Here is a 10,898-nt window from a genome sequence, read left to right on the forward strand (position 1 = left end):
TGACGCGTCCCTTGCGTCGGATCACGCGACATTTGTCACACATCGGTTTTACGGATGGTCTTACTTTCATTTGTCTTATCCTTTCCCCACGTTTCATTCCTCTTAAAATGCGTATCATCCTATGCGGATTTTAAAAGTAACGTAGTATAAAATACAGAAGTAAATTGCGCAAAAATGCGCAATTTACTATTGGCTCAAAGCTTCTTTCAGAACCGGCCAAATCTCTTCAATGCTGGATGTGGCATCGATTTTTTTGACCATTCCTTTTTCTTCATAATATGCAATCACTGGCTCTGTGTTCTTTGCATATTCCGATAAACGCGTCTTCAGACTTTCTTCATTATCGTCTTTTCTTTGTGTCAGAGCCGATCCGCATTTATCACAAACACCTTCTTGTTTTGGCGGTTTGGAATAAATGTTATAAATCTCTCCGCATTGTTTACACATACGGCGCCCTGTGATACGACGCGTTAATTCTTCAAATGGAACATCCATGACAATGATCTCATCGACCATCAGATCCGTGCCTTCTGTCATTTGTTCAAATGCTTTGGCTTGATCTAATGTTCTTGGATATCCGTCTAATAAATATCCATTCTTTTTATCTTTAAGGTGGCTCAAGTAATCTTTAACCATGTTGTTGGTAATTTCATCAGGTACCAGCAAGCCTTTTTCTGTATAAGCTTTTGCCTGGTTACCCAATTCGGTTCCTCCAGCAATATTCGCACGGAAAATATCTCCTGTGCTGATATGATTCAAATCGAATTCCTCTTTGATACGGCTTGAGAATGTCCCTTTTCCGCTTCCTGGGGCACCCATGATGAAGATGTTCATACTCTTGCTCCTTCGACTATCCGTACGCTAGTCTTGAAAATAATTCTTATAGGATTTCTGTGTGATCAGTCCCTGTACTTGTCGTACCGTTTCGATAGCAACACCGACAACGATGATCATCCCAGTTCCTCCTAAAGCCATCGATGTCGGCATTTCTGTCCAAATCAACGGCATCAGATGCGGTAAGACCGCAATGAGAGCTAATGCAATAGATCCCAGGGTCGTTAAACGAGAAAGAACACGATTCACATAGGTTTCCGTTTCTTTTCCCGGACGTACACTAGGGATATAAGCTCCCGATTTTCCTAAGTTTTCTGCAATCTTTTCCGGATTTACCTGCATCTTCGTATAGAAGAAGGTAAAGAACAAGATCAGGAAAACATAGATCACTAAAGAATACCAAGTTCGCAATCCCAACCAGTTATTCATGACGCTCGTTACTTCGCTGGACGCAAAGAAGCTGGCAATCTGTAATGGTGCCATCATCAATGAGCTGGCAAAGATTACAGGAATGACACTGGCTGAATTTAATTTCAGTGGCAGATAATTCGATTCACTCTGTTTTGATAGAGCAATCGAACTGGATGTATATTGGATAGGGATTCGTCTTTCTGCTGTATTGATCAATGTTACGAAAACAATAATGATCAAATATACAATAATGTATCCAACAAACAGACCAATTCCCGTTCCGTTTGCCTGTTCCCCAATCAAACTTGACCATGCCGAACTAAATTGTTGCGGCAAACGTCCAACGATACCCGCCATGATCACCATAGAAATACCGTTCCCAATTCCCTTTGTCGAAATCTGATCTCCGATCCAAACTAAGAACATCGTTCCTGCGGTAAAAATCGTGGCAATATACAGAATCTTACTGAAGGTAGCTCCTCCCTCGATCAATCCTGTATAGGCTGTCGAGAATCCATATACCAAGGAGAAGGATTGCACAAAACCGAAGATCACCGTTAGATAGCGTGTATACTTATCTAACTGTTTGCGGCCTTTGGCTCCTGACTTGGCAAGTTCTGACAAAGGGGGAATGACATCCATACTCAACATTTGGATGATGATGGATGCCGTGATATAAGGGGTAACACCTAAGGCAAAGATGGAGAACTGTTCTAATCCTCCACCTCCTAATAGATTGAGCATAGCAAACAAGGAATTATCCGATAGACCTGCTACTAAATCACTTGTATCAACGTCCGGGACCGTAATCGCCGATCCCAAACGGTATACAAGAAAGGCAAACAGAGTAAAGAGAATTCGATTACGAATATCTTTATTCTGAAAAATTGCCTTAATGCTCGATATCATTTTAGATCTCCTCGGCTGTTCCGCCTGCTTTTTCGATTGCTTCCTTAGCTGATTGAGAGAACTTCGTTGCTTTAACAGTCAACTTCTTAGTCAGTTCTCCATTTCCTAAAACTTTTAAACCGCCTAATTCTTTGCGAATTACTTTCTTGTCTAATAATAATGCAGCCGTGATTTCAGTTCCATCTTCAAACTGATTCAAAGCTTCTACATTTACTATAGCATATTCTACGCGGTTGAAGTTTGTAAATCCTCGTTTTGGAAGACGTCTGGCTAATGGTGTCTGTCCACCTTCGAAGCCTAAACGTACGCCTCCACCGCTACGAGCTTTCTGCCCTTTTTGTCCACGTCCGGAAGTTTTTCCATTTCCACTTCCTGGGCCACGTCCTACACGGTTACGTTTTTGGGAAGCTTGGAGTGGTTTCATTTCATGTAATTTCATTCGTTCAACCTCCTAATTACCCGCGGATCTCTTCAGGTTTCTTACCACGAAGAGCGGCAACTTCTTCTAATGTCTTCAAAGATTTCAATCCTTCGACAGTAGCACGCACTACATTGATCTTAGTACGAGATCCCAAGCACTTAGTGATGATATCGGAAATACCGGCCAATTCCAATACGGAACGAGCGGCACCACCGGCGATCACACCAGTACCTTCACTGGCAGGGCGCAAGAACACGCTTCCAGCACCGTAGTTTCCTACAGTGTCATGAGGGATCGTTGTACCAACAATTGGTACAGTAAACAAGTTTTTCTTAGCATCTTCAACAGCTTTACGAATTGCATCCGGAACTTCGTTTGCTTTTCCTGTTCCCATGCCGACACGGCCTTTACGGTCTCCGACAACAACTAAACAAGAAAAACGGAAACGGCGTCCACCTTTAACAACTTTCGTAACACGGTTGATTGCTACTACCTGTTCTTCAAATTCTTTCTGGTCTCTTCTAGGTTGTTTTCTTTCTGCCATGTGTGTGACCTCCTAAAATTCCAAGCCGGCTTCACGAGCGGCTTCGGCAAGAGCTTTTACACGTCCTGCATAAATATATCCACCACGGTCGAATACAACCTGTGTGATGTTTGCTTCTTTCGCACGTTTTGCGATTTCAGCACCTACTGCTTTCGCAGCTTCAATGTTTCCACCATTTTCCAGCTTCATCTGTAAGGAACTGGCAGATACTAAAGTCTTCTGGTTCACATCATCAATGATCTGAACATGGATGTGAGCGTTACTTCTAAACACATTCAAACGTGGGCATTCAGGAGTTCCGCTGATTTTTGCACGTACGCGAGCGTGACGACGAAGACGTTGTGCATTTCTAGATTCTTTTTTGATCATGTCTTAGTTTCTCCTTCCCACTATTACTTCTTACCAGCTGTCTTACCTTCCTTACGACGGATATGCTCACCTTTATAGCGAATACCTTTTCCTTTGTAAGGTTCTGGTTTACGAACAGCACGTACATTGGCAGCAAATTCACCAACTTGTTGTTTATCAATACCGCTGACTGCAATTTCAGTAGCACTTGGACAAGTTACTTCCAATCCTTCTGGAATGTCCATTTCAACTTGATGAGAGTAACCAACATTCATCGTCAGTTTCTTTCCTTTGATTGCAGTACGGAAACCAATTCCGACTAATTCCAAACTCTTAGTGAATCCTTCGGAAACTCCTACAACCATGTTGTGCAGCAAAGCACGAGTTGTACCATGTAATTGTTTTGTGTGTTTTGCATCATTTGGACGCTTTACAGTGACTTCATTTCCTTCGACAACGATTTCCATCAAATCAGAAAACTTGCGAGTTAAAGTTCCCTTAGGACCCTTTACAGTCACCTCATTCCCTGCAGCAACATCCACACTGACGCCGGCAGGAATGGTAATCAGTTTATTCCCGATACGTGACATTTCTAATTGTTCCTCCTATTACCAAACGTACGCAACTACTTCGCCACCTAAGTGGTTTTTCTTTGCGTTTTTATCGGTCATCAAGCCATTACTTGTAGAGATAATGGCAATCCCTAATCCGTTCAATACGCGAGGCAGTTTGTCAACCTTCGCATAGACACGCAGACCAGGTTTAGAGATACGACGAAGACCAGTGATGATCCCCTTCTTATCTTCTGTATACTTCAAAGTGATCGTCAAAGTCTTTTTCGGAGCTTCGCCTTCCACTTTGTAGTCTGTGATATAGCCTTCTTCTTTTAGAATTTCAGCAATTGCTTTCTTTTCTTTGCTGACAGGCATACTAACAGTTTCATGCTTCTGTTGCAAAGCGTTGCGGATTCTTGTCAGCATGTCCGCAATTGGATCAGTCATAATCATTGTTATATGCCTCCTTCTTACCAGCTGGCCTTCTTCACACCAGGGATCTGACCTTTATAAGCCAGTTCTCTGAAGCAAATACGACACAGTTTATATTTTCTCAGTACAGCGTGCGGACGTCCGCATCTTTCACAACGTGTATATTCACGTACTTTAAATTTCTGAGGACGTTGCTGTTTATTGATCATTGATTTCTTAGCCATTACCCGTTCCTCCTACTTCTTGAAAGGCATACCCATATGTGTTAACAGGGCTTTAGCCTCTTCATTTGTTTCTGCTGTCGTTACGATTACGACATCCATACCACGTGTACGATTGACTTTATCAAAATCGATTTCCGGGAAGATGATCTGTTCTTTAACACCTAAAGTGTAGTTTCCTCTTCCGTCAAAAGCTGTATCCGAAACACCGCGGAAGTCACGAACACGAGGCAAAGAGATGTTGAACAATTTGTCTAAGAAGTCATACATTTTTTCTTTACGAAGTGTAACTTTACATCCGATCGGCATTCCTTCACGCAACTTAAAGTTGGCGATGGATTTCTTAGCTTTTGTGATTACCGGAGCCTGTCCTGTGATAGCAGCCAATTCTTCAACAGCTTCATCCAGCAACTTCGCATTTTGGATCGCATCCCCAACACCGATATTCACTACGACCTTTTCGATCTTTGGTACTTGCATTACTGATTTGTAATTGAAGTCTTTCATAAGCTGAGGAACGACTTCGTTTTGATATTTTTCTTGTAAACGGTTCATGTCTTATCCTCCTTATTTTCCTTTGACTTCCTTACCGCTTGTCTTATAGACACGGACTTTTTTACCGTCTTTGATCTCCATACGGATACGAGACGCTTTTTTACTTTTTTCATCCCAAAGCATTACATTGGAAACATGGATCTTAGCTTCCTTTTCAATGATTCCCCCATCTGGATTCGCCTGAGTAGGTTTCTGGTGTTTTTTCACCATGTTGACACCTTCAACAATGACCTTATCTTCTTTAGGGAATACGGAAGTTACTTCACCGATTGTGCCTTTGTAAGCACCAGTAATAACTTTGACTCTATCACCTTTTTTAATTCTCACCGGGCACACCTCCTATAATACTTCCGGAGCCAGAGACACGATCTTCATGAAGTCGTGGTCACGCAATTCACGAGCAACAGGCCCGAAAATACGTGTTCCTCTTGGCGTCTTATCATCTTTAATCAATACAACGGCATTGTCATCAAAACGGATGTATGTACCGTTCTCACGACGAACTCCGCGTCTTGTACGAACGATAACCCCTTTGACAACATCACCTTTTTTAACGGTTCCACCAGGAGTGGCCTGTTTTACAGAACACACAACGATATCACCGATGTTTGCAAATTTTCTTACGCTTCCACCTAAACAACGGATAACCAATACTTCCTTAGCTCCGGTGTTGTCAGCGACACGTAAACGACTCTCGTTTTGAATCATTGTTTCGCCCTCCTAGTTCTATACACGCGCTTTCTCAACGATGCTTACTAAACGGAAACGTTTTGTAGCAGACAATGGACGTGTTTCCATGATTTCTACAAAATCACCTACATGAGCTTCGTTGTTTTCATCATGCGCTTTGAATTTCTTAGAATATTTAACACGTTTTCCGTATAAAGGGTGTGTTTTCTTTGTTTCGACTACTACCGTGATTGTCTTGTCCATTTTATCGCTAACAACGGTTCCACGGTATACTTTACGTACGTTTCTTTCCATGTCCAAACCCTCCTACTCTTGACCTTTCGCATTTTCACGTTCTGTCATGACCGTTTTAATACGAGCGATCGTCTTTTTAACGGTTTTCAAACGTGCTGTGTTTTCCAGCTGCCCCGTAGCCTGCTGGAAACGGAGATTGAATAATTCTTCTTTTAAAGCATCGATCTGAGCAAGAAGTTCTTCATTTGTCTTTTCACGAATTTCTTTAGCTAACATTATTTCACTTCTCCTTTTCTCGCAAAACGAGTTTTGACAGGAAGTTTATGGCTGGCAAGACGAAGAGCTTCACGAGCTACTTCTTCACTGACTCCGCCAACTTCAAACATTACTCGTCCAGGCTGTACTACGGCAACCCATCCTTCAGGAGCACCTTTACCAGAACCCATACGAACTTCAAGAGGTTTCTTTGTTCTGGCCATGTGCGGGAAGATTCGAATCCAAACTTTACCGCCACGCTTCATATAACGAGTCATGGCAATACGGGCAGCCTCGATCTGACGGTTGCTGATGTAGTTACCAGATTCGGCAACCAAACCAAACTCACCAAAGTCGATCGTACGACCTGCCTTTGAACGTCCTTCGTAGCTTAGACGATGAGGACGTCTGTATTTTGTACGCTTAGGCATTAACATTTTCGTTACCTCCTTTGTTTTCTACAGGAGCAGCATTTTCAGCTTTAGCTGCATTCTGCATAGGAGCACGTCCGCCAGGACGACGGTTGCGGTTGTTTTTGCGACCGCGCATTGGGCGCTGTTTTGGAGCTTCTGGTTCTTTTACCATTTCTCCAGGCAATACTTCACCGCGGCAGATCCAAACTTTTACACCCAGGCGGCCGTAAGTTGTGGCAGCTTCTTCCCAAGCGTAATCGATGTCACTGCGCAATGTATGCAAGGGAACGACACCTTCAGAATATCCTTCGGTACGAGCCATATCTGCTCCGCCTAAACGGCCAGAAACAGCTGTTTTGATTCCTTTGGCACCAGCACGCATCGTGTTCTGGATAGCTTTTTTCTGTGTTGCACGGAAACTCTTACGTTGTTCCAATTCATTGGCGATCCAACGTGCTACTAAACGAGCATCCAAGTTAGGGTTGGCAACTTCAACCACGTTGATCTGGATCGTCTTTCTATTTTTAGAATCTTTCTTGACTCCGGCATTCACCATTTTTTCCAGTTGTTTTTTCAAACCTTCGATAGATTTTCCATCTTGGCCGATGACAACCCCTGGATGAGCCGTACGAACTACGATCATTACACGGTTCTTCGTACGTTCGATTTCGATACGAGAAATTTGAGGATCTGCTTTTCTTTTATCTTGAGCAGCGTTCGACAATTTCTGGTAATAGTTTTCGATGAATTCACGGATCTTAACGTCTTCGATCAATAAAGATCCAAATTCTTTATCGTCTGCATACCATCTGGACTGCCAGTCACGAATGATACCAACGCGCATCCCGATTGGGCTTACTTTCTGTCCCATAGCGAACCTCCTACTCTTTCTCGGCCACAACAACTGTAATGTGGCTTGTACGTTTGTTGATTGGGCTAGCGCTTCCTTTTGCGCGAGGCATATAACGCTTCAAGGTAATTCCTTCATCAGCCCAGCAAGCTTTGACATAAAGCTTTTCTTCATTCAAATCATTGTTGTTTACCGCATTGGCAACTGCACTGTTCAACACTTTTCCTACCAGGTATCCACCTTTGTTTGGAGTGAACTTACAGATTGCTTTTGCTTCTTCTACGTCTTTGCCGCGGATCAAGTCTAAGACAAGTCTTGCTTTACGAGGCTGAATACGTAGTGTTTTCGCTGTTGCTCTTACTTCCATAATGTCCTCCTACTTACGTGATTTCTTGTCATCAGATCCATGACTAGCGTATTTACGTGTTGGAACAAATTCACCCAATTTGTGTCCAACCATATCTTCTGTTACATAAACCGGAACGTGTTCTTTTCCGTTGTAGACCGCAAATGTGTGTTCTACGAACTGAGGGAAGATAGTCGAACGACGGCTCCAAGTCTTGATTACTTCTTTTTTATTGGCTTCGTTGAGCGCAATGACCTTTTTCATCAAATGTTCATCACAGAAAGGTCCTTTTTTCAAACTACGACTCATTGTCTTTCCTCCTTTTCCTACTTACCATTGCGGCGACGTACGATCAGCTTAGTGCTAGCTTTCTTAGTACGACGTGTCTTAACACCAAGAGCTTTCTTGCCCCATGGAGTCATTGGCGATTTACGTCCGATTGGTGTACGACCTTCACCACCACCATGAGGGTGATCGTTAGGGTTCATAACAGAACCACGAACTGTTGGGCGAATTCCTTTATGACGATTACGACCTGCTTTACCAATGTTTACCAAGCTGTAATCTTCATTTCCTACGATACCAACAGTAGCACGGCAGTTCCCTAATACCTTGCGTACTTCTCCAGAAGTTAAACGCAAAGTAACATATTTTTCTTCGATACCTAAGATCTGAGCAGAACATCCAGCACTGCGTGCCATCTGTCCACCTTTACCAGGCTTCAATTCTACGTTGTGAACGAAAGTACCTTCTGGCATGTTCTGCAATTCCATTGCATTTCCCGTTTTAATGTCGGCTTCTTTGCCAGAAATTACCGTCATCCCTACCTGAAGATCTTTAGGAGCGATGATGTAACGTTTTTCACCATCTGCATACACTAACAATGCGATGTTAGCAGAACGGTTTGGATCGTATTCGATTGTTTTAACGCGTGCAGGAATATCATCCTTGTTACGTTTGAAATCGATAATACGATATGTTCTCTTGTGGCCTGCGCCTTTATGACGTGTTGTGATACGTCCTGTGTTGTTACGTCCACCTTTTGATTTCAACGGTGCCAACAAGCTTTTTTCTGGTTTTGAAGTTGTGATTTCTTCATAAGTCAAGCTTGTCATTCCGCGACGTCCCGGTGTCGTTGGTTTATACGTCTTGATTGGCATAAACTTCTTTTTCCTCCTATTCGCAATATTTATTCAGGAAATAGCGTCTTCTCCCTGATTATTCAGCCGTTTCGTTAAATAAATCGATTGACTGTCCTTCTTTGATTTTTACGATCGCTTTATGTACAGCGCTCGTTTTTCCTGTGTATCTTCCAACACGTTTTGTTTTTGGCTTTGTATTCTGCATGTTGACTTTTTCTACGTCAACCTTGAACAGAGCTTCAACCGCCTGGCGTACCAATACTTTGTTAGCGCCTTTGGCAACTTCAAATGTAACCTTGTTGTCTTCTGCCATCATCTTCATTGTTTTTTCTGTGATGATTGGGCGAAGAATAACATCTCTGTAATCTGTCATTATGCAAGAGCCTCCTCAACTTCTTTGACCGCAGCGCTTGTCATAACGATCTTGTTAGCATTGACTAGATCGTAAACATTGATCAGGTTGCTTGTCATCATCTGGCATCCTGGAACGTTACGGCTTGACAAGTAAGCGTTCTGAACATCTTCTTCCTGTCCAACAACGAATAATGTCTTCTTTGGTGCTTCGATTGCTTCCATGATAGAAACAAACGTTTTTGTCTTTGGTTCAGCAATTTCAAATTTATCTAAAACGCTGAATGCCGTTTCAGCGACTTTTTCACTTAAAGCAGATTTCAATGCTAAACGGCGAACTTTTTTGTTGATGCGGTAAGCATAACTGCGTGGAGTTGCTCCAAATACAGTTCCTCCACCGCGGAACTGCGTAGCACGGATAGAACCTTGACGAGCACGTCCAGTTCCTTTCTGACGGTAAGGCTTACGGCCACCACCGCTTACTTCGCTACGTCCTTTTGTATCAGCTGTACCCTGACGAGATGAAGCCATCTGCATTTTCAGAGCATCATATAAAGCTTGTTGATTTGGTTCGATCCCAAATACTGCATCATTCAGTTCAAGAGAAGAAACAACTTTTCCTTCCTGGTTGATTACATCAATCTTTGCCATTATTCCTGAACCTCCTTATTTGCACTATAGTCGACCAAAGTCACAGGTGCTTTGTTTCCTTTTGAAGTCTTTGCGGTGCGAACCATCACAAATCCTTTTTTAGGTCCAGGCACATTTCCTTTGATCAACAGATAGTTGTTTTCTTTGTCGACCTTGATCACTGTCAAGTTCTGGTTAGTTGTGCGATATCCACCTTCTTGACCAGCCATGATCGTACCTTTCATGATACGTCCCTGACGTGAAGTGATACCGTTAGTAGCTAAAGAACCGATATGACGAATGTTCTTAGATCCACCATGGCTCTTAGGTCCCTGGTGTGCATTGTTACGAACGATCGTACCCATATATCCTTTACCTTTGCTTGTACCGATCACATCTACCGTTTCACCGGCTTCAAAGATCGTTACATCCACCAAGTCCCCTACGTTGACATCCAATTCGCAATCACGAACTTCCTGGATGCGACGTTTTGGAGACGTGTTAGCTTTGGCACAATGACCAATGTTAGCTTTCGTCGTACGTTTTTCTTTTACTTCTTCAAAACCTAACTGGATCGCATTGTATCCATCTGTTTCTACCGTTTTCTTCTGAAGAACAACGTTTGGAGTTGCTTCAACAACGGTTACCGGAATCAATACACCATCTTCAGTGAAGACTTGTGTCATTCCTAATTTTCTTCCTAATAATCCTTTCATCTTCGACACCTCCATTAAAGTTTAATTTCGATGTCGACACCG

At 42.7% G+C, this 10,898-nt stretch carries 22 protein-coding genes; all 22 read right to left on the reverse strand.

Annotation, left to right across the window (positions count from 1 at the left end):
• A partial coding sequence (gene rpmJ, locus Q0J48_RS07280; RefSeq protein ID WP_273477308.1) for a 50S ribosomal protein L36 occupies positions 1-70 on the reverse strand: 70 nt, incomplete at its 3' end.
• A gap of 116 nt (positions 71-186) precedes the next feature.
• On the reverse strand, positions 187-834 hold the full coding sequence (locus Q0J48_RS07285; protein WP_296242822.1) for an adenylate kinase: 648 nt from the start codon (positions 832-834) through the stop codon (positions 187-189).
• A gap of 27 nt (positions 835-861) precedes the next feature.
• Positions 862-2,154 (reverse strand): preprotein translocase subunit SecY, encoded by a 1,293-nt coding sequence (secY, locus tag Q0J48_RS07290; RefSeq protein WP_296242823.1) that lies wholly within the window; start codon positions 2,152-2,154, stop codon positions 862-864.
• A gap of 1 nt (position 2,155) precedes the next feature.
• On the reverse strand, positions 2,156-2,593 hold the full coding sequence (gene rplO / locus Q0J48_RS07295) for a 50S ribosomal protein L15 (protein ID WP_296242824.1): 438 nt from the start codon (positions 2,591-2,593) through the stop codon (positions 2,156-2,158).
• 16 nt (positions 2,594-2,609) lie between these two features.
• Positions 2,610-3,119, reverse strand: a complete 510-nt coding sequence (gene rpsE / locus Q0J48_RS07300) for a 30S ribosomal protein S5 (protein WP_296242825.1) — start codon at positions 3,117-3,119, stop codon at positions 2,610-2,612.
• 12 nt (positions 3,120-3,131) lie between these two features.
• Positions 3,132-3,488, reverse strand: a complete 357-nt coding sequence (gene rplR, locus Q0J48_RS07305) for a 50S ribosomal protein L18 (protein ID WP_183374882.1) — start codon at positions 3,486-3,488, stop codon at positions 3,132-3,134.
• A gap of 23 nt (positions 3,489-3,511) precedes the next feature.
• The gene (gene rplF / locus Q0J48_RS07310) at positions 3,512-4,057 is read right to left on the reverse strand and encodes a 50S ribosomal protein L6 (protein ID WP_296242826.1); all 546 of its coding nucleotides are present in this window, start codon (positions 4,055-4,057) and stop codon (positions 3,512-3,514) included.
• 18 nt (positions 4,058-4,075) lie between these two features.
• Positions 4,076-4,474, reverse strand: a complete 399-nt coding sequence (gene rpsH, locus Q0J48_RS07315) for a 30S ribosomal protein S8 (RefSeq protein ID WP_183374880.1) — start codon at positions 4,472-4,474, stop codon at positions 4,076-4,078.
• 17 nt (positions 4,475-4,491) lie between these two features.
• Positions 4,492-4,677: a type Z 30S ribosomal protein S14 gene (locus Q0J48_RS07320; protein ID WP_022093662.1), complete on the reverse strand. Its 186-nt coding sequence runs from the start codon at positions 4,675-4,677 to the stop codon at positions 4,492-4,494.
• Positions 4,678-4,689: 12 nt separating this feature from the next.
• The gene (rplE, locus tag Q0J48_RS07325; protein WP_296242827.1) at positions 4,690-5,229 is read right to left on the reverse strand and encodes a 50S ribosomal protein L5; all 540 of its coding nucleotides are present in this window, start codon (positions 5,227-5,229) and stop codon (positions 4,690-4,692) included.
• A 12-nt stretch (positions 5,230-5,241) separates the two neighbouring features.
• On the reverse strand, positions 5,242-5,556 hold the full coding sequence (gene rplX, locus Q0J48_RS07330; RefSeq protein WP_296242828.1) for a 50S ribosomal protein L24: 315 nt from the start codon (positions 5,554-5,556) through the stop codon (positions 5,242-5,244).
• A 12-nt stretch (positions 5,557-5,568) separates the two neighbouring features.
• A complete protein-coding gene (gene rplN / locus Q0J48_RS07335; protein ID WP_183374874.1) occupies positions 5,569-5,937 on the reverse strand; it encodes a 50S ribosomal protein L14 in 369 nt (122 codons plus the stop codon).
• An 18-nt stretch (positions 5,938-5,955) separates the two neighbouring features.
• Positions 5,956-6,213 carry a 30S ribosomal protein S17 gene (gene rpsQ, locus Q0J48_RS07340; protein WP_204685150.1) on the reverse strand — a complete coding sequence of 86 codons (258 nt, stop codon included), beginning with the start codon at positions 6,211-6,213 and terminating at the stop codon, positions 5,956-5,958.
• A 12-nt stretch (positions 6,214-6,225) separates the two neighbouring features.
• Positions 6,226-6,429, reverse strand: a complete 204-nt coding sequence (rpmC, locus tag Q0J48_RS07345; protein ID WP_296242829.1) for a 50S ribosomal protein L29 — start codon at positions 6,427-6,429, stop codon at positions 6,226-6,228.
• On the reverse strand, positions 6,429-6,845 hold the full coding sequence (gene rplP, locus Q0J48_RS07350; RefSeq protein ID WP_183374868.1) for a 50S ribosomal protein L16: 417 nt from the start codon (positions 6,843-6,845) through the stop codon (positions 6,429-6,431). The genes rpmC and rplP overlap by 1 nt, the downstream gene beginning before the upstream one ends.
• Positions 6,832-7,692, reverse strand: a complete 861-nt coding sequence (rpsC, locus tag Q0J48_RS07355; RefSeq protein WP_296242830.1) for a 30S ribosomal protein S3 — start codon at positions 7,690-7,692, stop codon at positions 6,832-6,834. The genes rplP and rpsC overlap by 14 nt, the downstream gene beginning before the upstream one ends.
• 10 nt (positions 7,693-7,702) lie before the next feature.
• Positions 7,703-8,038: a 50S ribosomal protein L22 gene (gene rplV, locus Q0J48_RS07360; RefSeq protein ID WP_183374863.1), complete on the reverse strand. Its 336-nt coding sequence runs from the start codon at positions 8,036-8,038 to the stop codon at positions 7,703-7,705.
• 9 nt (positions 8,039-8,047) lie between these two features.
• The gene (gene rpsS / locus Q0J48_RS07365) at positions 8,048-8,326 is read right to left on the reverse strand and encodes a 30S ribosomal protein S19 (RefSeq protein ID WP_183374855.1); all 279 of its coding nucleotides are present in this window, start codon (positions 8,324-8,326) and stop codon (positions 8,048-8,050) included.
• 17 nt (positions 8,327-8,343) lie between these two features.
• Positions 8,344-9,177 carry a 50S ribosomal protein L2 gene (gene rplB, locus Q0J48_RS07370; protein ID WP_296242831.1) on the reverse strand — a complete coding sequence of 278 codons (834 nt, stop codon included), beginning with the start codon at positions 9,175-9,177 and terminating at the stop codon, positions 8,344-8,346.
• A gap of 58 nt (positions 9,178-9,235) precedes the next feature.
• Positions 9,236-9,532, reverse strand: coding sequence for a 50S ribosomal protein L23 (rplW, locus tag Q0J48_RS07375; RefSeq protein ID WP_183374851.1), 297 nt, complete (start codon positions 9,530-9,532; stop codon positions 9,236-9,238).
• A complete protein-coding gene (gene rplD / locus Q0J48_RS07380) occupies positions 9,532-10,161 on the reverse strand; it encodes a 50S ribosomal protein L4 (RefSeq protein ID WP_183374849.1) in 630 nt (209 codons plus the stop codon). The genes rplW and rplD overlap by 1 nt, the downstream gene beginning before the upstream one ends.
• Positions 10,161-10,856 carry a 50S ribosomal protein L3 gene (gene rplC, locus Q0J48_RS07385; protein ID WP_183374847.1) on the reverse strand — a complete coding sequence of 232 codons (696 nt, stop codon included), beginning with the start codon at positions 10,854-10,856 and terminating at the stop codon, positions 10,161-10,163. Before rplC ends, rplD begins: the two co-directional genes overlap by 1 nt.
• Between the last annotated feature and the right edge of the window lie 42 nt (positions 10,857-10,898).

Source organism: uncultured Faecalicoccus sp. (genome assembly GCF_944325745.1).
Lineage (GTDB): Bacteria > Bacillota_I > Bacilli_A > Erysipelotrichales > Erysipelotrichaceae > Faecalicoccus.